21 protein-coding genes are annotated in these 22,797 nt (G+C 72.6%); all 21 read right to left on the bottom strand.

Annotation, left to right across the window (positions count from 1 at the left end):
* Nucleotides 1-128: 128 nt before the first annotated feature.
* Nucleotides 129-662: a hypothetical protein gene (locus tag LQ940_RS08380; protein WP_231244073.1), complete on the bottom strand. Its 534-nt coding sequence runs from the start codon at nucleotides 660-662 to the stop codon at nucleotides 129-131.
* Complete coding sequence (gene dnaE / locus LQ940_RS08375; protein ID WP_231244072.1) at nucleotides 659-4,207, bottom strand: DNA polymerase III subunit alpha; 3,549 nt, start codon at nucleotides 4,205-4,207, stop codon at nucleotides 659-661. The genes LQ940_RS08380 and dnaE overlap by 4 nt, the downstream gene beginning before the upstream one ends.
* Nucleotides 4,208-4,371: 164 nt before the next feature.
* Nucleotides 4,372-5,235, bottom strand: a complete 864-nt coding sequence (locus tag LQ940_RS08370) for a DMT family transporter (protein WP_231244071.1) — start codon at nucleotides 5,233-5,235, stop codon at nucleotides 4,372-4,374.
* Entirely contained in the window at nucleotides 5,229-5,792 is a 564-nt protein-coding gene (locus LQ940_RS08365) for a GNAT family N-acetyltransferase (RefSeq protein WP_231244070.1), read from the bottom strand. Before LQ940_RS08365 ends, LQ940_RS08370 begins: the two co-directional genes overlap by 7 nt.
* Nucleotides 5,782-6,717 (bottom strand): RluA family pseudouridine synthase, encoded by a 936-nt coding sequence (locus LQ940_RS08360; protein WP_269217238.1) that lies wholly within the window; start codon nucleotides 6,715-6,717, stop codon nucleotides 5,782-5,784. Before LQ940_RS08360 ends, LQ940_RS08365 begins: the two co-directional genes overlap by 11 nt.
* Nucleotides 6,714-7,310, bottom strand: coding sequence for a signal peptidase II (locus LQ940_RS08355; RefSeq protein ID WP_231244069.1), 597 nt, complete (start codon nucleotides 7,308-7,310; stop codon nucleotides 6,714-6,716). Before LQ940_RS08355 ends, LQ940_RS08360 begins: the two co-directional genes overlap by 4 nt.
* Nucleotides 7,283-8,122 (bottom strand): TraR/DksA family transcriptional regulator, encoded by an 840-nt coding sequence (locus LQ940_RS08350; RefSeq protein WP_231244068.1) that lies wholly within the window; start codon nucleotides 8,120-8,122, stop codon nucleotides 7,283-7,285. The genes LQ940_RS08355 and LQ940_RS08350 overlap by 28 nt, the downstream gene beginning before the upstream one ends.
* Before the next feature lie 156 nt (nucleotides 8,123-8,278).
* On the bottom strand, nucleotides 8,279-9,040 hold the full coding sequence (locus tag LQ940_RS08345; protein WP_231244067.1) for a DivIVA domain-containing protein: 762 nt from the start codon (nucleotides 9,038-9,040) through the stop codon (nucleotides 8,279-8,281).
* An 86-nt stretch (nucleotides 9,041-9,126) separates the two neighbouring features.
* Nucleotides 9,127-9,420, bottom strand: coding sequence for a YggT family protein (locus LQ940_RS08340; RefSeq protein ID WP_231244066.1), 294 nt, complete (start codon nucleotides 9,418-9,420; stop codon nucleotides 9,127-9,129).
* Nucleotides 9,421-9,426: 6 nt separating this feature from the next.
* Nucleotides 9,427-9,933, bottom strand: a complete 507-nt coding sequence (locus tag LQ940_RS08335; RefSeq protein WP_231244065.1) for a cell division protein SepF — start codon at nucleotides 9,931-9,933, stop codon at nucleotides 9,427-9,429.
* A 58-nt stretch (nucleotides 9,934-9,991) separates the two neighbouring features.
* Nucleotides 9,992-10,693, bottom strand: a complete 702-nt coding sequence (locus LQ940_RS08330) for a YggS family pyridoxal phosphate-dependent enzyme (protein WP_231244064.1) — start codon at nucleotides 10,691-10,693, stop codon at nucleotides 9,992-9,994.
* Nucleotides 10,690-11,412 carry a peptidoglycan editing factor PgeF gene (gene pgeF / locus LQ940_RS08325; RefSeq protein ID WP_231244063.1) on the bottom strand — a complete coding sequence of 241 codons (723 nt, stop codon included), beginning with the start codon at nucleotides 11,410-11,412 and terminating at the stop codon, nucleotides 10,690-10,692. The genes LQ940_RS08330 and pgeF overlap by 4 nt, the downstream gene beginning before the upstream one ends.
* Before the next feature lie 4 nt (nucleotides 11,413-11,416).
* Complete coding sequence (gene ftsZ / locus LQ940_RS08320; RefSeq protein ID WP_231244062.1) at nucleotides 11,417-12,628, bottom strand: cell division protein FtsZ; 1,212 nt, start codon at nucleotides 12,626-12,628, stop codon at nucleotides 11,417-11,419.
* Nucleotides 12,629-12,826: 198 nt separating this feature from the next.
* Nucleotides 12,827-13,585 carry a cell division protein FtsQ/DivIB gene (locus LQ940_RS08315; RefSeq protein WP_231244061.1) on the bottom strand — a complete coding sequence of 253 codons (759 nt, stop codon included), beginning with the start codon at nucleotides 13,583-13,585 and terminating at the stop codon, nucleotides 12,827-12,829.
* Nucleotides 13,578-14,993: a UDP-N-acetylmuramate--L-alanine ligase gene (murC, locus tag LQ940_RS08310; RefSeq protein ID WP_231244060.1), complete on the bottom strand. Its 1,416-nt coding sequence runs from the start codon at nucleotides 14,991-14,993 to the stop codon at nucleotides 13,578-13,580. Before murC ends, LQ940_RS08315 begins: the two co-directional genes overlap by 8 nt.
* On the bottom strand, nucleotides 14,990-16,072 hold the full coding sequence (murG, locus tag LQ940_RS08305; protein WP_231244059.1) for an undecaprenyldiphospho-muramoylpentapeptide beta-N-acetylglucosaminyltransferase: 1,083 nt from the start codon (nucleotides 16,070-16,072) through the stop codon (nucleotides 14,990-14,992). Before murG ends, murC begins: the two co-directional genes overlap by 4 nt.
* A 13-nt stretch (nucleotides 16,073-16,085) precedes the next feature.
* Complete coding sequence (gene ftsW, locus LQ940_RS08300; RefSeq protein ID WP_231244058.1) at nucleotides 16,086-17,327, bottom strand: putative lipid II flippase FtsW; 1,242 nt, start codon at nucleotides 17,325-17,327, stop codon at nucleotides 16,086-16,088.
* Nucleotides 17,328-17,340: 13 nt separating this feature from the next.
* Nucleotides 17,341-18,810 (bottom strand): UDP-N-acetylmuramoyl-L-alanine--D-glutamate ligase, encoded by a 1,470-nt coding sequence (murD, locus tag LQ940_RS08295; RefSeq protein WP_231244057.1) that lies wholly within the window; start codon nucleotides 18,808-18,810, stop codon nucleotides 17,341-17,343.
* Nucleotides 18,807-19,892 carry a phospho-N-acetylmuramoyl-pentapeptide-transferase gene (mraY, locus tag LQ940_RS08290; protein WP_231244056.1) on the bottom strand — a complete coding sequence of 362 codons (1,086 nt, stop codon included), beginning with the start codon at nucleotides 19,890-19,892 and terminating at the stop codon, nucleotides 18,807-18,809. Before mraY ends, murD begins: the two co-directional genes overlap by 4 nt.
* Complete coding sequence (locus LQ940_RS08285) at nucleotides 19,889-21,286, bottom strand: UDP-N-acetylmuramoyl-tripeptide--D-alanyl-D-alanine ligase (protein WP_231244055.1); 1,398 nt, start codon at nucleotides 21,284-21,286, stop codon at nucleotides 19,889-19,891. The genes mraY and LQ940_RS08285 overlap by 4 nt, the downstream gene beginning before the upstream one ends.
* The gene (locus LQ940_RS08280; protein ID WP_231244129.1) at nucleotides 21,283-22,794 is read right to left on the bottom strand and encodes a UDP-N-acetylmuramoyl-L-alanyl-D-glutamate--2,6-diaminopimelate ligase; all 1,512 of its coding nucleotides are present in this window, start codon (nucleotides 22,792-22,794) and stop codon (nucleotides 21,283-21,285) included. The genes LQ940_RS08285 and LQ940_RS08280 overlap by 4 nt, the downstream gene beginning before the upstream one ends.
* Between the last annotated feature and the right edge of the window lie 3 nt (nucleotides 22,795-22,797).

Genomic DNA, 22,797 nt, shown 5'->3' with positions numbered 1-22,797 from the left:
GGGCGGAAGGTTGTCGGACACGGGGACCCCCAGGGTGGAAGCGGACAGGCGGTGAGCACGCGGAGAGGGACCCGGACGGGCCCCCTGGCCGTGTGGTTCGGCGGGAGCCTACCCTCGGCGCCGGCCGCTCAACCGCGCTCGCCGCGGCGTTTCGGCAGGCCCACGTAGACGACGACCAGGGCGGCGAGGGACGCCAGCGGCAGGACCAGGAACGGGCTGCCGCCCGACACCTCGATGCGCGAGGAGACCCGGTCCCCGTCGGCGGCCGTGCGCGCCACCTCCTCGGGGTCGGCCGGGCTCAGGGCCAGCCCGACGCGCCACATCAGGTAGGTCGCCAGCACCGCGCCCACGAGGACCGCGACCAGCGTCGCGAGCTCGGAGCGGTCGAGCAGCCAGGCGCAGGCCGCGCCGAGCACCAGCCCCACGACCGCCGACACCACCACGAACCAGCCGGTGCTGGTGAACTCGCCGCGCAGCCCGGCGGAGTCGCGGTACCACGTGCCGTCGTAGACGACGCCGCTCACCGGGTCCCAGAGCCGGAACCAGACCCACCCGGCCGCGGCGCCCACGACGGCGTACAGCGCGAGCGCCAGACCGACCTGCCGGGCGACCGGTCGCCAGGCGGCACGGTCGTGACCGGCCGGGGCGGGCGGGTGGCTCACCCCGCGAGGCATCCGGGCCCGAGCAGCTGCTTGAGGTCGGCGAACAGCGCCGGGCTCGGGGAGACCCGGTGGTGGTCGCCGATGCGCATCACCAGCGTCTTCTCGCGCATCAGCACCTTCAGGTGCACCTCGGTCACCCCGGGGTGGGTGCGGAGCACGTCCTTGAGCCGGTCGACGGTGTCGCCGTTGACCCGGGTCTGCGGCAGCTTGATCACGACCGGGCCCGAGGGGCCGTCGGACAGGTCGGGGACGGTCACCTCCTGGCCGTGCAGCTCGGGCTGGTCCTTGCTGCGGCTGAGCCGGCCCTTGACCGTGAGGATGGCGTCCTCGACGAGGTAGGGGCTGGCGAGCTGGTAGGAGCTGGGGAACAGCAGCACGTCGATCGCGCCCTCGAGGTCCTCCAGGCTGACCATCGCCCAGGCGTCGCCGCGCTTGGTGATCTTGCGCTGCACGGAGGTGACCAGCCCGCTCACGGTGACCGTGGACCCGTCGGCTCGGTCCTCGTCGAGGACCAGCTGGCCGATCGTGCAGTCGGTGCCGTTGGAGAGCACGTGCTCGAGGCCGAGCAGCGGGTGGTCGGAGACGTAGAGCCCGAGCATGTCGCGCTCGTGGCCCAGCAGGGTCGTCTTGTCCCACTCCTCGATGTCCGGGATCGCGACCGTCATCGCGAAGCCTCCCCCGACCTCGTCCTCCAGGCCCCCGAAGAGCGAGTCCTGGCCGATCGCCTCGTTCTTCTTGATGTCGATGTACTGGTCGATGGCGCTCTCGTGGATCGCGACCAGGGCGCGGCGCCGGTGCTTGAGCTCGTCGAAGGCGCCGGCCTTGATCAGCGACTCGATCACCCGCTTGTTGCACACGACCGCCGGCACCTTGCTCAGGAAGTCGTCGAAGGACTCGTAGCGGCCGTGCTCGGCGCGAGCCGCCACGATCCCGTCGACGACGTTGGCGCCGACGTTGCGGATGGCGGTCAGGCCGAAGCGGATGTCGTGGCCGACCGGGGTGAAGTTGCTCGCCGACTCGTTGACGTCGGGCGGGAGCACCTGGATCTTCATCCGGCGGCACTCGTTGAGGTAGATCGCCGACTTGTCCTTGTCGTCCTTGGTGGACGTGAGCAGCGCGGCCATGTACTCGGCGGGGTAGTTGGCCTTGAGGTAGGCCGTCCAGTAGGACACCAGCCCGTAGGCCGCCGAGTGCGCCTTGTTGAAGGCGTAGTCGGAGAACGGCAGGAGGGTGTCCCACAGGGTCTTGATGGCGTGGGCCGAGAAGCCGCGCTCCTGCATGCCGGCCGAGAAGCCGGCGAACTGCTTGTCCAGCTCCTCCTTCTTCTTCTTGCCCATCGCGCGACGCAGGATGTCGGCCTGGCCCAGCGTGTAGCCCGCGAGCTTCTGGGCGATGGCCATGACCTGCTCCTGGTACACGATCAGGCCGTAGGTCTCGCCGAGGATGTCCTCGAGCGCCTCGGCCAGCTCGGGGTGGAGCGGGTCGACCGGCTCGCGGCCGGTCTTGCGGCGGGCGTACTTGTTGTGCGAGTCGGCGCCCATGGGGCCGGGACGGTAGAGCGCGCCGACGGCCGAGATGTCCTCGAAGGTGTCGGGCTTCATCGAGCGCAGCAGCGCCCGCATCGGCCCGCCGTCGAGCTGGAAGACCCCGAGGGTGTCGCCGCGCTGGAGCAGCCCGTAGGTCGCCTCGTCGGTGAGCGGCAGCTCCTCGAGCACCACGGTCTCGCCGCGGTTGGCCTGGATGTTCTTGACCGCGTCGTCGAGGACCGTGAGGTTGCGCAGCCCCAGGAAGTCCATCTTGATCAGCCCGAGCGCCTCGCACGTCGGGTAGTCGAACTGGGTGATCATCGCGCCGTCGGCGGGGCGCTTGAGCATCGGGATGATGTCGATCAGCGGCTCGCTGGACATGATCACGCCGGCCGCGTGCACGCCCCACTGGCGCTTGAGGCCCTCGATGCCGATGGCGGTGTCGACGACGCGCTTCACGTCGGCGTCGCCGTCGTAGAGGCTGCGGAACTCCCCGCCCTCGCCGTAGCGCTTGTGGGCCGGGTCGAAGATCTCCTTGAGCGGGACGTCCTTGCCCATGACCGAGGCCGGCATGGCCTTGGTGATGCGGTCGCCCATGGCGAAGGGGTAGCCCAGGATGCGGCTGGAGTCCTTGACGGCCTGCTTGGCCTTGATCGTGCCGTAGGTGACGATCATCGAGACCCGGTCGTCGCCGTACTTGTCGGAGACGTAGCGGATGACCTCGCCGCGCCGGCGCTCGTCGAAGTCGATGTCGAAGTCGGGCATGGAGACCCGGTCGGGGTTGAGGAAGCGCTCGAAGATCAGGCCGTGCTCGAGGGGGTCGAGGTCGGTGATGCGCATCGCGTAGGCGACCATCGAGCCGGCGCCGGAGCCACGGCCCGGCCCGACCCGGATGCCGTTGTCCTTGGCCCAGTTGATGAAGTCGGCGACCACCAGGAAGTAGCCCGGGAAACCCATCTGGGTGATGACGCCGACCTCGAAGTCGGCCTGCTTGCGGACCTTGTCGGGCACGCCGCCGGGGTAGCGGAAGCGCAGCCCTTTCTCGACCTCCTTGACCAGCCAGGAGTCCTCGTTCTCCCCCGGCGGGCAGGGGAAGCGCGGCATGAAGGTGCCGTTGCCCTCGGTGAACTGCACGTCGCAGCGCTCCGCGATGAGCAGGGTGTTGTCGCAGGCCTCGGGGAAGTCGCGCCAGGTGTCGCGCATCTCGGCGGCGGACTTGAGGTAGTAGCCGTCGCCGTTGAACGCGAACCGCTGGCCCGGGCCGTCGCCGGCGGGGATGTCCATCGTCGAGCCGGAGTTGATGCAGAGCAGGTGCTCCTGGCTCTTGGCGTCCTCCCGCATCACGTAGTGGGAGTCGTTGGTGGCCAGCAGCGGGATCGAGAGGTCCTTGGCGAGGCGCAGCAGGCCGTCCTTGACCCGGGTCTCGATGTCGAGGCCGTGGTCCATCAGCTCGAGGAAGTAGTTGTCGCGCCCCAGGATGTCCTGGAACTCCCCGGCCACGGTGCGGGCGGCGTCGTAGTTGCCGTGGCGCAGGTGGACCTGGACCTCCCCCGAGGGGCAGCCGGTGGTGCCGATGATGCCCTTGCCGTGCTGCGAGAGCAGCTCACGGTCCATGCGCGGGTGCTTGAAGAAGCCGTCGCGCCAGGCGCCGGTCGAGAGCCGGAACAGGTTGTGCATGCCCTCGGTCGACTCCGAGAGCAGCGTCATGTGGGTGTAGGCGCCGCGGGCGGAGACGTCGTCGGGCCCGCCACCGTAGAAGTTGACGCCCTTGCGCTCGAAGCGGGAGATGTTGGGGGTGAAGTAGGCCTCGATGCCGATGATCGGCTTGACGCCGGCCTTCTTCGCCTTGGAGTAGAACTCGTAGGCGCCGAAGACGTTGCCGTGGTCGGTCATCGCCACGGCCGGCATCCCGAGCTCCGCCGCCCGCTCCGTCAGCGCACCCAGCCGGGCCGCCCCGTCGAGCATGGAGTACTCGGTGTGGACGTGGAGGTGGACGAAGGAGTCGGAGCCGGTGGTCATGGTCTGCGGGGCGCTCCTCGCCGGTCGAGATCGGGCATGCGACAGCGGCCTCGGCATCCCGGCACCATCGCTGGCACCAGGCTCCGGTCGTCTCGCTGGGGGAAGACCGTCAGCCTACGCGAACCGCTTCGAGCATGGTGGCACCCCGCACCGACATCGCGGGCTCAGCCGAGCACCAGCGCCGCCACCCCGGCGGTGACCACCACGGCACCCACCAGCCGGCGTGCGCCGTGGGCCTCGCCGAGCCACCACCAGGCCAGCAGGCTGCCGATGACGATGCTGGTGCTGCGCAGCGGCGCGACCACCGAGACCGGGGCCATCGTCAGCGCCACGAGCACCAGGACGTAGGCCACCGGCGACAGCACGGCCACCGCCGCGCCCGTGCGCCAGTGCCGCCGGGCGACCTCGCCGGCCAGGCGCAGCCGGGCGCCGCTGGAGACGGTGAGCACGCCACACATCCACACCCCGCCGACGGCGTAGTACAGCACCGGGTCCACGCCGAGCCCGGCGACGGCGTGCGCGTCCCAGAGCGTGTAGGCGGCGATCGCGAAGGCGATCAGGACGCCCCATCGCACGCCGGCCGCCCGCCTCGCCTGCAGGTGCGCCGGCGCCGCGCCGGTGGAGACCACGCCCACGCCCGCGGTGATCAGGGCGATCCCGGCCCACCCGACCGGGCTGAGCCGCTCCTGCAGCACCACGACGGCGAAGGCGGAGGCCAGCACGGGGCCGAGCCCACGCGCCACCGGGTAGGTGACGTTGAGGTCGCTGCGCGAGTACGCCGCCTGCAGCGACACCGCGTAGGCGGTGTGGAGGACGGCGCTCAGCGCGCTCGCGGCGACGAGGGTCCAGGAGAGGTCCGCGCCGCGTGCCAGCGCCACGGCGGCGGCGGGGGCCAGGGCCACCAGCGAGAACATCGAGTAGACCCACACGAACACCCGGGCGTCCTCCGCGTGCGCCCGGCTCGCGAGCAGGTTCCACGCCGCGTGCGCGACGGAGCCGAGCAGCGTCAGGACGACCGCCGTCAGCACGGGCCGGTGGCGGCTCGCAGCGCCCGCGCCAGCGCCGCGCGGCGCGCGAGCAGGTCCGCGAGCTGCTCCTCGACCTCATCGGCGAGGCCGCGGAGGAAGGCCACCGGGTCCTCGCCCGGCCAGGCCAGGCGCAGGTCGGGCGCCTTCTCCTCGTTGGCCGAGCCGTCCGTGCGCTCCAGCTCCACGAGCCCGTGGCGGGCGTAGAACGCCCGTGCCGGGGCGTTGGACTCGAAGACCCACAGGCAGAAGCCTCCGGGCCGGCGCGACTTCGCCAGGTCGAGCAGCGCCGAGCCGATGCCGCGGCGCGCATCGCCCGGCGCGACGTACAGGTCGTCCAGCCAGGCGTCGGTCAGCCGCGCGTAGCCGGCGACCCGGCCGGCGTACTCGGCGACCCAGACCTCGTCGGTGGTGAGGCGCCCGGAGAGCCAGGCCCGGACCTCGAGCTCCGGATGCACCGACGGCGGCATCGGCGCCGCAGCGCGGGCCTCGAGGTGCACCAGGGCCAGGGCCGCGGCGTCGCTCGCGACGCCCGGTCGCAGGACCAGCTCAGTCGGCATTCCGGATGACCTCGAGCGCACGCGAGAGGTCGTCGGGATAGGTGGACTCGTACTCCACGTAGGCGCCACTGTCGGGGTGCTCGAAGCCGAGCCGTACGGCGTGCAGCCACTGACGCTCGAGGCCGACCCGGCGCGACAGCGAGGGGTCCGCGCCGTAGGTGATGTCGCCGACGCAGGGGTGTTTCAGCGCCGCCATGTGCACCCGGATCTGGTGCGTGCGACCGGTCTCGAGGTGCACCTCGAGCAGGCTGGCGAAGCGGTGGGCCTCGAGCGTCGAGTAGTGGGTGATGCTGGCCCGGCCGTCGGCCATGACCGCGAACTTGTAGTCGGCCTTGGGGTGCCGGCCGATCGGGGCGTCGATCGTGCCCTCGTGCGGGTCGGGGTGGCCCTGGACGAGCGCGTGGTAGGTCTTGTCGACGGTGCGCCGGCGGAACGCGTTCTTGAGCAGCGAGTACGCGTGCTCGGACTTGGTGATGACCATGACCCCCGACGTCCCCACGTCCAGACGCTGCACGATCCCCTGGCGCTCGGGCGCGCCGCTGGTCGCGATCCGGAATCCGGCGCCGGCCAGGTGCCCGACGACCGTCGGGCCCGACCAGCCCGGGGAGGGGTGGACCGCGACGCCGACGGGCTTGTCGATCACCACGATGGAGTCGTCGTCGTGGATGATCTTGATGCCCTCGACGATCTCGGGCACGACCGCGAGGGCGTCGCGCTCGTGCGGGATCGTCACGTCCAGCCGCGCCCCGGGCAGCACCCGGTCGCTCTTGGCCACCCCGCCACCGTCGACGGTGACCAGGCCCTGCGAGATGAGGTCGGCGGCGCGGGTGCGCGACAGCCCGAACATCTGCGCGATCGCGGCGTCCACACGCTCACCGGCCAGCCCGTCGGGAACCTGCAGGCTGCGGTGGTCGGTCTGGCTCACTCGGTGGGCTCCTGGGTTTCGGGGTCGTCGTCGTGCTCTTGGGACTCGCGGGTGCCGTCGATGCGCACCCCGCGGAACGCCTGGATGAGGATCACCCCGGCGGCGACGTTGATGCACATGTCGGCGATGTTGAAGACCGGCCAGTTGGGCAGCATCAGGAAGTCGATGACGTGTCCGCGCAGCGGGCCCGGCTCGCGCAGCAGGCGGTCGGTCAGGTTGCCGGCGACCCCGGCCAGGAGCAGCCCCAGGCCGAACGCCCAGCCGGCGCTGCCGATGCGGCGGCTCAGCCAGAGCACGATGCCGACCGCCGCGATCGCGATGCAGCTGAGCACCTCGGTGAACTCGGTGCCGGCGCTGAACGCCGCTCCCGGGTTGCGGGTCAGGTGCAGGACCAGCAGGTCACCGACGACCGGGATGTCCTCACGACCGGTGAGCCGGTCCACGGCCACGATCTTGCTGACGACGTCGATGGCATAGAAGACCAGGACGACGGCGGCGAACCGGGCCCAGAGGCGCCGTCGACGCCGGGGGTCCTGGTGGGCTGGCTGGGACGTGGTGTCGTCGCTCAGCGACGTTCCTCGCGCTGCTTGCATGGCATGCACAGTGTCGCACGGGGGAATGCCATGAGACGCATCTTGCCGATGGGGCTGCCGCACGACTCGCAGACACCGTAGGTGCCGTCGTCGATGCGCCCCACGGCCCGCTCGATCTGCGCGAGCTTGTCGCGCTCGTTGTTGAGCACGGTGAGCTCGTGGTCGCGCTCGAAGCTGGTCGCGCCCATGTCGGCCTGGTCCTGGCCGGCGCCGTCACCGGCGTTGCGCAGCAGATCGGAGAGCTCCTCCTCCTGGGTCGCGACGATCGCAGTGCTGTGGGTGCGCTGGGCATGCAGCTCGTCGAGCACCTCCTTCAGCTCCGCCTTGGTCCAGGCACCCTCGCCCTCCTTGACCACCAGATCGGCGGCGGTCCTCTTGGCGGGCGCCGTCTTCTTCGCGGGCGCGGCCTTCTTCGCAGCAGGGGCCGCCTTCTTGGCGGCGGGCGCGGCCTTCTTCGCAGGCGCGGCCTTCTTCGCCGCGGGCGCGGCCTTCTTCGCCGGCGCGGCCTTCTTCGCCGCGGGTGCGGTCTTCTGAGCGGCGGGCGCGACCTTCTTGGCGGCGGGTGCCGCCTTCTTCGCCGGCGCCGCCTTCTTCGCGGCAGGGGCCGCCTTCTTCGCGGCGGGCGCGGCCTTCTTCGCCGGTGCCGCCTTCTTCGCGGCAGGGGCCGCCTTCTTCGTCGGCGGTGCCGCCTTCGTGGCGGGCGCCGCCGCCTTGACCGCCGCGGCGGCGGCCTTGGCGGGCCGCCGCGAGATCACCTTGCGGGCCGCTGAAGCGGCCTGCCCGGCCAGGGACTTCCTGGTGCTGCGAGCCATGGGATGCCGCCTCCTGTGACCGGTACACCGTGATCTACGCCACGGGCTGCACGGAGGGTAGCCGGTGCGCGCAGGCCGCTCAAACCGCCCCGCCGCAAATGCGAGAGAACGGCCGGCCCGAGGGGGCCGGCCGTTCTCGTCACGCTGGAAGGAGCCTCAGCCCTCGTCCTCGCCCAGGATCGAGCGCAGGCGCTTGGGCGCCGGCGGCTGGTCGCCCGAGGGGGCGGCCGAGTCGCCGCTGCCCTGGAGCGCCTCGAGCTGCTGGGTGAAGTAGCTCTTGAGCCGCGAGCGGTACTCGCGCTCGAAGGAGCGCAGGTTCTCGACGTCGAGGCTGAGCTTGTCGCGCTCCTTCTCGAGGTCGCCGAAGAGCTGCTGGCGGCGCTCCGCGGTCTCGGCGTCGAGCATCTGCGAGCGGGTGCGGGCGTCGGCCTCGAGGCGGTCGGCCTTGCTCTTCGACTCGTGCTCGAGGCGCTCGGCCTTGGTGCGAGCCTCGCCGACGATCTTGTCGGCCTGGTTCTTGGCGTCCTCGACGAGCTCGTCGGCGTTGCGCGTGGCGATCTCCAGCAGCCGCGCGGCGGCGTTGGAGGCCTGAGGCACGGTCTCGATCCGGATGGTCTCCGGGGCGGGAGCCACGGCGGCCGGTGCGGGAGCCGGCGCCTCGCGGATGGGCTCGGGCTCGGGAGCCTTCTCGACCACGACCGGCTGCGGAGCGGTCTCGGCCGGAGCCGAGGCACCGCTCGACGACCCGCTCTGGGCCGAGGCGAGCTTGGCGCGCAGGTCGTCGTTCTCCTTGGTGAGACGCGCGAGCTCGGCCTCCACCTCGTCGAGGAACTGGTCGACCTCGCCCATGTCGTAGCCCTCACGGAGCCGGACAGGCGTGAATCGCTTGTTGCTCACGTCCTCAGGCGTCAGCGGCATGACCTCACCCAATTCTTGTTCGGTTCGAGCAGTATGTGTCCGTCGAAACAATAGCGCCTGCGTGGGACTGGTGTGACGTGGCGTCACTACTGCAGGAGCACCGCCGCGTTGAGATACCTCAGAAGGTAGGCGCCGATCATCACGATCAGGAAGCTGAGGTCGAGCGCGAAGCTCCCGATCCGCAGCGGTGGGATCACCCGACGCAGCGCCTGGATGGGCGGGTCGGTGATCGAGTAGACCACCTCGAGCACCACCAGGATCGGCCCGCGAGGCGACCACGAGCGTGCGAAGACCTGCACCCAGTCCACGACGAAGCGGACCCAGAGCATGCCGATGAAGATCCAGAGGACGACATCGATGACCCGTCCGACAGTTTCCACGAATACCTAGCTCTGGTTGAAGAAGCCACCCTCGGCGATCCGCTGCTTGTCCTCGGCGGCGACCGTGACGTTGGGCGGGGAGAGCAGGAACACCTTGCTGGTGACGCGCTCGATGGTGCCACGCGTCGCAAACACGAGCCCGGCGGCGAAGTCCACGAGGCGCTTGGCGTCGGCGTCGTCCATCTCCGAGAGGTTCATGATCACGGGCACGCCCTCGCGGAAGTTCTCCCCGACCGTGCGCGCCTCGTTGTAGGTGCGCGGGTGCAGGGTCGTGATCCGCGACAGCTCGGCCACCACGCCGGAGACGCCCGAGGGGACGGGCGCGTGCCGGCGACGCTCGGAGAGGTCGGCGACGGGGGCGGGACGGGTCTCCTTGAGACGCTGCGTGCGGGGCGCGGCCGCGACCGGCGCCGTGTGCTGCGTGTCGTAGTCGTCGCCGTCGTACTCGTCGTATCGCCCGGTGTCCTCGAGCAGGCCGAGGTACTCACCGATCCTGCGCATCGCACCGCTCATGACGTTTGCCTCCGAAGCTCGGGCGCCCCGTCGGGGCGCGCCATCTCTGATCTGGACACTACTTGAACCGCGGCCTGGTTCCGAGCACCGCGGAGCCTATGCGCACGTGTGTCGCGCCGGCCGCGACGGCCTGCTCGAGGTCGCCGCTCATGCCCGCCGACAGCCACGTGGCGGAGGGGTGGCGCGCGAGCACGTCGGCGCGCACCTCGGCCAGCCGCGCGAACGCCTGCGCCGGGTCGGCGCCGAGGGGCGCGACGGCCATCAGCCCCTTCAGCGACAGGTGATCGGCAGCCTCGACGGCGGCGGCCAGGTCCTCCAGCGCGGCCGGATCGGCGCCCGCGCGGTGGGCGGTGCCGGGCGGGTCCAGGCTCACCTGCAGGAGCACGTCGACGTCGCGGCCGCGCTCCCCCGCGCCGCGGTCGAGGCCGGCGACGAGCTTGGGCCGGTCCAGGGACTCCACGACGTCGGCATAGCGCGCGACGGCGGCGGCCTTGTTGCTCTGCAGCCCGCCGATGAAGTGCCAGCGCAGGCCGAGGTCGGCGCACTCGTCGGCCTTCGCCTCCGCCTCCTGGTGGCGGTTCTCACCGACGTCCGTGACCCCCAGCTCGGCCAGCAACCGGACGTCGGAGGCTCCAAAGAACTTGGTCACGACCGTGAGTCGTACGTCGGAGGCGTCGCGGCCCGCGCTCTCGCAGGCGTCGGCGATGCGACCGCGCACCACGGCCAGGTTGGCGGCGAGCTCGTCGCGGCGGGCGCTCATGGGCGCAGCCTGACCAGGCCGGCCTGGCGCCCGGCCTTCCGGCCGTCACGGCGGTAGGAGTAGAGGTCCGCGCTCTCGCGGGTGCACCGGGCGGCGTCGACGACCGTGACCCCGCCGGCCTCGAGCTGGGCACGGACCCCGGCCCCGAGGTCGAGCGACGGCGTGCCCCACGACGTGGTGGCGACCGCCTCGGGGACCACGGTGCCCACCTCGTCGCGCATCTCGGCCGGTACCTCGTAGCAGGCGCCGCACACGTGCGGGCCGACCCAGGCGGTGACCTCGGAGGCCCCCAGCTCGCACATCCGCGCGAGCGTGGCCGGGACGACGCCGGCGGCCAGCCCGGGGCGCCCGGCGTGGGCGGCACCGACGACGCCGGCGGCCGGGTCGGCCAGGAGCACCGGCACGCAGTCGGCGGCGCGCACCATCAGGGTCACGCCGGGGGCGTCGGTGACGATCCCGTCGGCGTCGGGGCGCACGCCCTCACCGGCCCCCTCACCGGGGATCGCCACCTCGCAGCCGTGGACCTGGTGCAGGTCGGCGAGCCGGTCGCCGGGGGCGAAGTCGTCGAGCACGATCCGCAGGTTGCGCGCACACGCCTGCGGGTCGTCGTCCCCCTCGAGGGCGAGGTTGAGCGAGTCGAACGGGACGCCGCTGACCCCGCCGAGCCGGTCGGTGAACGACAGCTCGACGGGGCCGAGGGCAGTGCGGTAGGCGTACAAGCCGCTACTTCAGGAAGTCCGGGATGTCGAGGTCGTCGTCGTCGTAGACCACCGGGGCCGGCGCCGCCTTGGGCGCCGGGGTGGTCGCCTCGGCCGGGGTCGTGCGCGCGCTGGCGAGCACCCGCTCGGTCTCCTGGGGCCGGTCGGCCTCCACGGGCTCGTCCTTGCGGCGGGTGGCGACCGCGGCGGCCGCGGCGCGGGTCTCGGCCTGCGTCTGCTGCGGCTTGGGGTCGCGGCGCAGGACGTTGCCCTCCTCCTTGCGCTTGGGCGTGCCGCCGTCGAAGCCCGCGGCGATCACGGTGACGCGGACCTCGTCGCCGAGCGCGTCGTCGATCGTGGCGCCGAAGATGATGTTGGCCTCGGGGTGGACGGCGTCGGCGACGAGGGCGGCCGCGGTGTTGATCTCGAACAGGCCGAGGTCGGAGCCGCCGGCGATGGAGAGCAGCACGCCGTGGGCGCCGTCGATGGAGGCCTCGAGCAGCGGGCTGGACACGGCCATCTCCGCGGCGGCGACCGCACGGTCCTCGCCGCGGGCCGAGCCGATGCCCATGAGGGCGGAGCCGGCGTTGGCCATGACCGACTTGACGTCGGCGAAGTCGAGGTTGATCAGGCCGGGGGTGGTGATCAGGTCGGTGATGCCCGAGACGCCCTGGAGCAGGACCTGGTCGGCCTGCTTGAACGCGTCGAGCACCGACACGTTGCGGTCGCTGATCGAGAGCAGCCGGTCGTTGGGGATGACGATGAGGGTGTCGACCTCCTCGCGCAGCTGCGCGATGCCCTCGTCGGCCGAGCCCGCGCGGCGGCGACCCTCGAACGCGAACGGGCGGGTGACCACGCCGATGGTCAGCGCGCCGAGCGAGCGCGCGATGCGGGCCACGACGGGCGCTCCGCCGGTGCCGGTGCCGCCACCCTCGCCGGCGGTCACGAAGACCATGTCGGCGCCCTTCATGACCTCTTCGATCTCGTCGGCGTGGTCCTCGGCGGCGCGGGCCCCGACGTCGGGGTTGGCGCCGGCACCGAGGCCGCGGGTGAGCTCACGGCCGATGTCGAGCTTGACGTCGGCGTCGCTCATCAGCAGTGCCTGGGCGTCGGTGTTGATCGCGATGAACTCGACGCCCTTCAGGCCGACCTCGATCATCCGGTTGACGGCGTTGACACCGCCCCCACCGATGCCCACGACCTTGATGATGGCCAGGTAGTTCTGTGCAGCTGCCACGGCGGCTTCACCTCTCGGAAGTACGTGCTCTGGTGTGTGCTCTTGGGTGGGACGGGTCCGGCTCGGGGAAGTTGGCGGGTCGAGAACCCTGACCCTCAGGCTGAGGGTTATAGTTATGTCAACCTCGTCGTGAAGAAGACACTAGGCATCGAGGCGGCGGGTGCGGCGCAGACACGCCGCGCCGGAGATGGACTTGCGCTACTTCAGGGTCGGGGTGCCGGGAACCGAGACGTCGTAGTACTCCTCGGCCTTCTGGCCCAGGAGCTGCTCGAGGACGCGCGCCTTGTCCTCGGACTGTGCCGAGCTCCCCCAGCGCACCTCGCGGCCGCCCCGGAGCTGGAGGGTGATGCTGTCCACCGTGCGCACCTCGACGTGGTCGACCTGCCCGGCCAGGTCCTCGGGCAGGGCGGCGACGACCAGGGCGGCCTCGCGCAGCGCCTCCCCGCTGGTCTCGGCCGACGTCTGCACCCGGGGCAGACCAGCGGGGGCCTTGGCGAGAGTGCCGAAGACCACGCCGTCTCGGTCCAGGCCGCGCAGCGACCCGGCGATCTCCACCACGGCGACGGCGGTGCGCTCCTCGATGGCGATCAGCACCTCGTGCGGCCACTGCCGTGACACCTCGACCGAGCGGACGACGGCCAGGCCCGCCAGCCGGGCCCGGATCGCGTCCAGGTCGACGCGCGCGAGCGGCTCGCCCATCGGCACGCGCGCCGCGGCGCGTACGTCGTCGTCGCTCAGCGTCGTCTCGCCGGTGACCTCGACGCCGTCGACCGCGAGGGCGTCGGAGAGGTAGACGGTGTAGAGCCCGCCGCCGAGCAGGAGCATGAGCGCGAGCGCGCTGACGACGTACTTCCACACCAGCCAGCGGCGGCGCCACTGGCGGCGCGCGAAGCGACGCCGGGTCTGCAGGGCAGTGCGGTCCTCGTCGTCAAGACCGGCGCCGCCGCCCCTAGCCATCGGTGCCCTCCAGCAGCGCCAGGATGCGGGGCCCGAGCTCGGTCACGGTGCCGGCACCGAGGGTGAGCACGAGGTCGCCCGGCCGCGAGCGGCGCACGACCTCGGCGGGGGCGTCGTCCAGGTCCGCCACGAACGCGACGCGCTCCGCGGGCAGGGGCACGGCGTCGGCGACCAGCGCCCCGGTGACGTCCGGGTCGGCCTCCTCGCGCGCGAGGTAGACGTCCAGCACGACGACCTCGTCGGCCGCACCGAGCGCCTGACCCATCGCGGTCCCGAAGATCCGGGTGCGGGAGACCAGGTGTGGCTGGTAGGCCACCACGACGCGGCCGTCCCCCGCGACCGCGCGGGCGGCGGCCAGGTCGCCGGCGATCTCGGCGGGGTGGTGGGCGTAGCTGTCGTAGACCCGCACTCCCCCGGCCTCGCCCTTGGCCTCCATGCGGCGGCGGGTGCCGCCGAAGCCCTCCAGGCCCCGGCGCAGGTCGTCGAAGCCGTAGCCCAGGCGCAGCCCGGCAGCCAGGGCGGCGGCGGCGTCCAGGACGTAGTGACGCCCCGGGATGCGCAGCGTGACGCGGCCCAGCTCACGCCCCTCGTCCACCACGGTGAACGACGAGGTGGTGCCCTCGAAGGCCAGGTCGGTCACCTGCAGGTCGCCGGCGCCCTCACCGACGCCGACCACGCGCAGGCCCCCGGCACGCGCGAGGTCCGCGAGCCGCGCGGCGCCCGGGTCGTCGACGATGCAGACCAGGAACCCGTCGCGGTCGACGCGCCCGGCGAACTCGTCGAAGGCGGCGCGGTAGGCCTCCTCGGTGCCCCACTGGTCGAGGTGGTCGGCCTCCACGTTGGTGACCACCGCGGCGTACGGCTCGTAGACCAGGAAGGCGCCGTCGCTCTCGTCGGCCTCCGCGACGAACAGCTCGCCGCCGCCCTCGGCCGCGTTGGTGCCGGTCTGCGACAGGTCGCCCCCGATCGCGTACGTCGGGTCCGCACCGGCGGCCTGCAGGGCCACGGTCAGCAGCGAGGTCGTGGTCGTCTTGCCGTGGGTGCCGGCGACGGCCACCACGCGGCGCCCGGCCATGACCGCGGCCACCGCCGCTGAGCGCGGCAGCACCGGGAGCCCGCGCCGTACGGCCTCGACGTACTCGGGGTTGTCCTCGCGCACCGCGGTCGAGACCACGACGGTGTCGGCGTCGGCGACGTGCGCGGCGTCGTGGCCGAGCCAGACCCGGGCGCCGAGCCCACGCAGGGCCTCCAGCGTCGGCGAGTCGGTGCCGTCGCTGCCGCTGACCGTCATCTCGCGCGCGAGCATGATCCGGGCGATGCCGGACAGGCCCGCACCGCCGATGCCGACGAAGTGGACGCGGCCGAGCCGCTCCGCGGGGGTGAGGACGTCGGGGACGGGGACCTTCACGAGCCGGCCGCCTCGAGCACGATCGCGGCCAGCCTCTCGTCGGCGTCGCGTGGGACGAGCGCGGTCGCCGCCGCGCTCATGGCGGCGAGCCGCGCGGGGTCGGTGGCCAGGGCGGGCACGTGGCCGGCCACCCACTCAGGCGTCAGGTCGGCGTCGGCGACCAGCAGCGCTCCCCCGGCGTCGACCACCGGCTGGGCGTTGCGCACCTGCTCGCCGTTGCCGATCGGCAGCGGGACGAAGATGGCGGGCACGCCGGTGGCCGCGGCCTCGACGACGCTGGACGCACCGGCCCGGCACACCATGAGATCGGCCGCGGCCAGAGCCAGGTCCATGCGGTCCACGAACCCGACCACGACGTACGGCGCTCCCGTCGAGGACGGCGCGGCCGGGGTGGCCTCGCCCTTGGGCCCGACGACGTGCAGCACCTGGACCCCGGCGTCACCGAGGGCGGAGGCCGCGCCCGAGACCGCCTGGTTGAGCCGGCGCGCGCCCTGCGACCCGCCGGTGACCACGAGCGTCGGCCGGTCCGGGTCGAGGCCGAAGAAGGCGCGGGCCTCCTCGCGCAGCGCGGCCCGGTCGAGCTGGGAGATCATCCGGCGGATCGGCAGCCCGACGTACTCGGCCCGGGGCAGCGGGGTGTCCGGGAAGCTGACGGCGACCCGCGCGGCGACCCGTGCGCCCGCCTTGTTGGCCAGGCCCGGCACGGTGTTCTGCTCGTGGACCACGAGCGGCAGCCGGCGCCGGCGGGCGGCGAGGTAGGCGGGCATCGACACGTAGCCGCCGTAGCCGACGACCACGTCGGGCCGGACCCGGTCGAAGACCGCAAGGGTCTCCTTCACCGCGCCGCGCAGCCGCCCGGGCACGCGCAGGAGGTCGGCGTTGGGGCGCCGGGGCAGCGGCACCGGGGGGATCAGCTCGAGGGGGTAGCCGGCGGCCGGGACCACCGTGCTCTCCAGGCCGCGGGGCGTGCCGAGGCAGGTGATCTCCACGCTCGGGTCGAGCCGCCGCAGGGCGTCGGCGGTGGCGAGCAGGGGTGAGGTGTGGCCGGCGGTTCCACCGCCGGCGAGCAGGACGCGCATCAGCCGAATCGTCTCATCGCGCGGAGAGGCCCGCGGAGCGGACCCTCTTGCGCTGGGCCAGGGCCCGGGCGGCCTCCGGCTCGCGGCGGGCGAACCCGACGAGCAGGCCGAGGGCGACGAGGGTGGGCAGCAGGCTGGACCCGCCGTAGGACACGAGCGGGAGCGGGATGCCGATGACCGGCAGCAGGGCGAGCACCATGCCGACGTTGACGATCATCTGGCCGATCAGCCACACCACGATCCCGAAGCTGCAGTAGCGCACGAACGGGTCGACGGTCTCGCGCGCGATGCGCAGCGCGGCGTAGGCGATGGTGAGGAACAGCCCGACGACCAGGAGGGTGCCGACCAGACCGAGCTCCTCGCCGAGCACGGCGAAGATGAAGTCGGTGTGGGCCTCGGGCAGGTCCCCCCACTTCTGCTGGCTGGCGCCGATGCCCTGTCCGAAGGTGCCGCCGCTGGAGAGGGCGTAGAGGCCGTGGGCAGGCTGCCAGCCCGTGCCGTGGAAGTCCTTGAACGGGTCGATGAACGTGGTGATGCGGGCGAACCGCTCGGGGTTGGTCGACGCCATCGCGAACACGCCGACGCCCACGATGAGCGACGACATGATGAAGAAGCGGGCCGGTGCGCCCACCACCCACAGCATCCCGAGCAGGATCGCGAACAGGATCAGCGCCGTGCCCAGGTCACGACCGAAGATCACCAGGCCGGTCGCGAGCAGCATGCCCGGGACCACCGGCACCACGATCTGGTGGAAGCTCGCGAGGCGGCGCTCCTTGTTGGCGTAGATGTGGGCGGCCCAGATGACCAGGGCGAGCTTGGCGATCTCCGAGGGCTGGATGACCAGCGGGCCGAGGGGCAGCCAGTTGGTGTTGCCGTTGCGCTCGACGCCGAACTTCGCGGTCAGCGCGAGCAGCAGCAGCGAGACGGAGAAGCCGACGTAGGCGAGCCGGCGCACCCAGCGGGGGGGCAGCCGGCTGACGACGTACGCCGCCGGCAGCCCGAGGATCACCCACATCAGCTGGCGGCGCACGATCGTGAACGAGTCGCCGGTGGCGCGGAAGGAGAAGACGCTGGAGGCGCTCAGCACCATGATCAGCCCGATGGTCAGCAGCAGCGCGGCGGCGCCCATCAGCAGGTAGTACGACGTCAGCGGTCGCGCGAGGGCGTCGCTGACGGCGCGTCGCCAGGTGCCGAAGGCGGAGGGCCACGGGCTGCGCCGCAGACGGGTGGAGCGCTCGGGGTTCGCGGTGGTCACGTGCCACCTCCTCCTAGCGCTGGTCGTCGAGCCGGTCCCGGACTGCCGCGGCGAAGGCGTCGCCTCGCGCCGCATAGCTCGTGAACTGGTCCATCGAGGCGCATCCCGGCGCGAGGAGCACCGTGTCCCCGGCTCCGGCCAGGCCGGCCGCCGCGTCCACGACACGCCCCATCAGGGCCCGTCCATCGTCCTGGGTCCCAGTCTCGCCGCCGTCCACGGTCAAGACCGGCACATCGGGTGCGTGTCGCGAAAGCGCCTCGGCGATGACCTGGCGGTCCCGGCCGATGAGCACGGCTCCCCGGAGCCGCTCGCGCACGGCCACCACGAGGTCGTCGAAGCGGGCGCCCTTGGCCAGGCCACCGGCGACCCACACGACGCGGTCGTAGGCCTGCAGCGAGGACTGCGCGGCGTGCGGGTTGGTGGCCTTGGAGTCGTCGACCCAGGCCACCCCGTCGGCCTCGGCGACGAGCGCGATCCGGTGACCGTCGGGGCGGAACTCCCGCAGCCCGTCGCGTACGGCGGCCTGGCTCACACCGTGGGCGCGGGCGAGCGCGGCCGCGGCCAGCGCGTTCTGCACGAAGTGGGGTGCGTCGGAGGCCAGGTCCCCCACCGTGCACAGCTCCGCGGCGCTGCTGTCGCGCTGGGCGACGAACGCCCGGTCGGCGAGGATGTCCTCGACCATGCCCACCATGCCCACCGCGGGCATGCCCAGCGTGAACCCGACCGCGCGGGCGCCCTCGACGACGTCCGCCTCGCGCACCAGCTGCTCGGTGACCGGGTCGGCCACGTTGTAGACGCACGCGAGCTGGGTGCGCTGGTAGATGCGTCCCTTGTCGGCGACGTAGTCGTCCATCGACTCGTACCAGTCGAGGTGGTCCTCCGCGACGTTGAGCACGGCGGCGGCCTGGGGGCTCATCGTGTGCGTGTAGTGCAGCTGGAAGCTGGACAGCTCGACGGCGAGCACGTCGTAGGGCTCGGGGTCCATCACGGCCTCGACGATCGGGGTGCCGACGTTGCCCACCGCGCGGCTGCGCAGCCCGGCCGCGCGCAGGATCGCGTCGAGCATCTGGACGGTGGTGGTCTTGCCGTTGGTGCCGGTGACGCACAGCCAGGGCGTGTCGTGGGCCGGGTCGCGCAGTCGCCAGGCCAGCTCGACCTCGCCCCAGACCGGAACGCCACGCTCCTGTGCCTGCACCAGCAGCGGCGCATCGGGGCGGAAGCCGGGCGAGGTGACGACCAGGTCGACGTCGGGAGGCAGGGTCGCGGTCGCACCCTCGTGGAGCAGGACCTTCGCGCCGAGGATCTCCAGCAGCTCGGCCTTCTCCAGCTCCTCGGCGTTGCGCGCGCCCTCCGCGAGCGCGGTGACGCTGGCACCGAGGTGGGTCAGGTTGTCGGCCGCCGCGAAGCCGGACACGCCGAAGCCGGCGACGACGGCGTGGACCCCCTCCCAGGAGTCCAGCCGACCGAGGTGGTCCACGTTCACAGACGCGCCACCCACTCGGCGTAGAAGACGCCCAGGCCGGTGGCCACGAACAGCCCGGTGATGATCCAGAACCGGATCACGACGGTGACCTGGTCCCAGCCCATCATCTCGAAGTGGTGATGGATCGGGGCGATCCGGAAGATCCGTCGCCCGGTGCCGGTGAGCCGCTTGGTGGTCTTGAACCACGTCACCTGCATCATCACCGAGAGGGTCTCGAGCACGAAGATGCCGCCGAGGATGACCAGCAGCAGCTCGGTGCGGGTCAGGATCGCGAAACCGGCCAGGGCGCCGCCCAGCGCGAGGGAGCCGGTGTCGCCCATGAAGATCGCCGCGGGCGCGGCGTTCCACCACAGGAAGCCGAAGCAGGCCCCGGTGATGGCGGCCGCGATGACCGCCAGGTCCAGCGGGTCGCGGACGTTGTAGCACTGCCCGCTCGGGTCCTCCTGGCAGAACTGGTTGTTCTGCCAGATGTTGACCAGCATGTAGGCGCCGAACACCATCACACTCGCGCCGGTGGCCAGGCCGTCGAGGCCGTCGGTGAGGTTGACCCCGTTGCTGGTCGCGGTAACGATCAGCCAGATCACGGCGATCGCCACGATCATCGGCAGGGCCAGCCAGTCGATCTCGCGCAGGAACGACACCTTCTCCGACGCCGGCGTCCGCCCGTTGGCGTCCTCGAGCCACGGCGAGAGCGCCAGCACCCCGAAGACCACGGCGATCACGGTCTGCCCGGCCATCTTGGCCTTGCTGCGCAGCCCCAGGCTGCGCTGGCGCGAGATCTTGATGTAGTCGTCGACGAAGCCCACGAGGCCCATCCCGACGAAGAGGAAGAGCAGCAGCAGCGCGGACGCCGACGGCGCGCTCATCGTGATCAGCTTCGCGGCGAAGTAGGCGAGCACCGTGGCGAGGATGATGACCACCCCGCCCATCGTGGGCGTGCCGCGCTTGGTGTGGTGGCTGGTCGGCCCGTCGTCGCGGATCTCCTGGCCGTAGCCCCAGCGGGTGAAGTAGGTGATCGCCACGCGGGTGCCGAGCAGGGAGATCAGCAGGGACAGGCCGCCGCCGAGCAGGATCGCTCTCATGGTGTGGCCCCTCCCTCCGCTTGCTCCGCTGCGCCGGCCGCGGTGGCCAGCAGTCCGTCGGCCACCACCTCGAGCGCGGCCCCGCGAGAGGCCTTGACCAGGACGGCATCCCGGGCGCCCACATTCTCGCGCAACCAGGCCAGGGCTTCGGTGCGCCCCGCCGTGACGACGACGTCACCCTGCCAGCCCGCCGACTGACGAGCACCCTCGGCAATGCCGGAGGCAGCCTCCCCGATGACGAGGATCACGTCGAGCCCGGCGGCGGCGGCGGCCCGCCCCACCTCGTCGTGCGCGGCGTGGGCGTCCGGACCGAGCTCGCGCATCTCCCCCAGCACCGCGACGGTACGGCGCCCGGCGCGCGCGCCGATGGCGGCGAGGGCCTCGATCGCCGCGACCATCGAGGCCGGGTTGGCGTTGTAGGCGTCGTTGACCACCAGCAGCCCGTCGCCGCGCTCGTGCAGCTCCATCCGCCAGCGCGAGGCCGACCGGGCCGATCCCAGCGCGCCGGCCGCCTCGACGAACGGCATGCCGACGGCCACGGCCATGGCGACCGCCGCGGCCGCGTTGGCGACCTGGTGCGCCCCCGTCTGCGCCAGCGTCACCGGCAGCCAGGCGCCGTCGTAGCCCAGCTCGAAGCGGGGCCGGCCGAGCTCGTCGAGCTCGACCGCGCGCCACGCGACGTCGCCGGACACCCCGAAGGTCACGGTGGCGGCACGGGTGCGTGCGGCCATGGCGGCGGTGAGCCCGTCGTCGGCGTTGAGCACCGCGGTGCCCTCGGCCGGCAGGGCCTCGACCAGCTCGCCCTTGGCCTGCGCGATGGCCTCCCGGGTGCCGAACTCGCCGATGTGGGCGGTGCCGACGTTGAGCACCGCGGCCACGGTCGGCGGCGCGATGTCGCACAGGTAGGCGATGTGGCCCAGCCCGCGGGCCCCCATCTCGACGACGAGGTAGGCGGTCTCGGGTCCGGCCCGCAGGACCGTGAGCGGGACCCCCAGCTCGTTGTTGTTGTTGGCGGCCGTGGCGACCGTCGGCCCCGCCGCCGCGAGCACGTGCGCGAGGTAGTCCTTCGTGCCGGTCTTGCCCTGGGAGCCGGTGAGCGCGAGCACCGGGGTGCCGAGGGTGTCGACGACGTGGCGCGCGAGCCGCCCGAGCGCCACCACCGGGTCCGGCACGACCACGGTCGGAGCGACGGTGGGGCGGCTGCCGAGCACGGCATGAGCCCCCTCGGCGTAGTCGTGGCCGTCGACCCGCTCCCCCACCACCGCGACGAACAGCCCTCCGGGCGCCGCCTCGCGCGTGTCGACGTACGCCGGTCCGGTGACGACGAGGGCGGGATCGCCGTGGACCTCGCCCCCCACGACGGCCGCGAGCTCGGCGAGCGTGAGCGGGATCATCGGCGCGCCGCCAGCGCCTCGCGGACCACGACCCGGTCGTCGAAGGGATGCACCACGTGCTGGATCTCCTGACCGGTCTCGTGCCCCTTGCCGGCGACCAGCACGATGTCGCCGGGCCGGGCCATGAGCACGGCCTCGTGGATCGCGGCCCGGCGGTCCCCGATCTCGAGCACCTCCGCACCCCCGGCCTCGACGCCGGAGAGCATCGCGGCGCGGATGGCGGCGGGGTCCTCGGTGCGCGGGTTGTCGTCGGTGACGACGAGCACGTCGGCCAGGCGGGCGGCGATGCCGGCCATGATCGGTCGCTTGCCGGGGTCGCGGTCGCCGCCGGCGCCGAGCACCACGATCACCCGGCCCTCGGTCAGCGGCCGCAGCGTGGCGATCGCGGCCCGGACGGCGTCCGGCTTGTGGGCGTAGTCGACCACCACCACGAAGTCCTGCCCCTCGTCGACCCGTTCGAAGCGGCCCGGGACGCCTGCGCCGGCGCGGATCCCCTCGGCGACGGCGGCCGGGTCCAACCCGGCCTCCGCGCAGGCGGCCACGGCGGCGAGCGTGTTGGCGACGTTGAAGTCTCCCGGCACGGGGCAGCCCGCGGCGAGCCGGAGCCCGCCCGGCCCCGTGACCGTGAACGACGAGCCGTCGGCGCGCAGGGCCACGTCCACCGCCTGCCAGTCGGCCTCGCGACCGGTCGAGGACATCGTGCGGACCGGGACGCCGGCCTCGCCGGCCAGCCGGCGGCCGTGCTCGTCGTCGACGTTGACCAGCGCGAGCCGGGCGTGGTCCGGCGTGAACAGCGAGGCCTTGGCCGCGTAGTACTCCTCCACGTCGGCGTGGAAGTCGAGGTGGTCGCGGCCCAGGTTGAGGAAGACGGCCACGTCGAAGACGACGCCGTCCACGCGCCCCAGGACCAGCGCGTGGCTGGAGACCTCCATGGCGCAGGCCTCGACGCCACGCTCGCGCATGAGGGCGAACAGCCCGTGCAGGTCCGGCGCCTCCGGGGTCGTGAGGTCGGTCCGCACGTCGACCCCGTCGATGCGGGTGCCGACGGTGCCGACCACGGCGGCCCGCACCCCCGATCGCTCCAGGCCGTCGACGGCCAGCCGGGTCGTGGTGGTCTTGCCCTGAGTGCCGGTGACCCCGATCATCCGCAGAGCGGCGGCGGGCTCGCCGTACACGAACGCGGCCAGCCGGCCCAGCACCTCGCGCGGCTGCGCGACGACCACCAGCGGCACGCCGATGTCGGCGGCGGCCGCCCCGTCGGCGTCGGTGAGCACCGCGACCGCTCCGGCCTCGACCGCCGCCTTCGCGAACGCGATGCCGTGGGCGCGGGCCCCCGGAAGGGCGGCGTACAGGTCGCCGGGGAAGACCCGCTGGGAGCTCAGCGTGACCCCCGTGACCTCGACGTCGTCCAGGTCGCCGACGACCTCGACCCGGTGGGTCCGGCTCAACCAGCCGACGATCTCGGCGAGGGCGACGACGTGGGGATGCTCGGGTCGGCTCGAGGACATGGC

The organism is Nocardioides sp. cx-173 (assembly GCF_021117365.1).
Classification (GTDB): domain Bacteria; phylum Actinomycetota; class Actinomycetes; order Propionibacteriales; family Nocardioidaceae; genus Nocardioides.
Note: the sequence above shows the minus strand (reverse complement) of the source record. Positions and strands in the feature narration are given on the sequence as shown.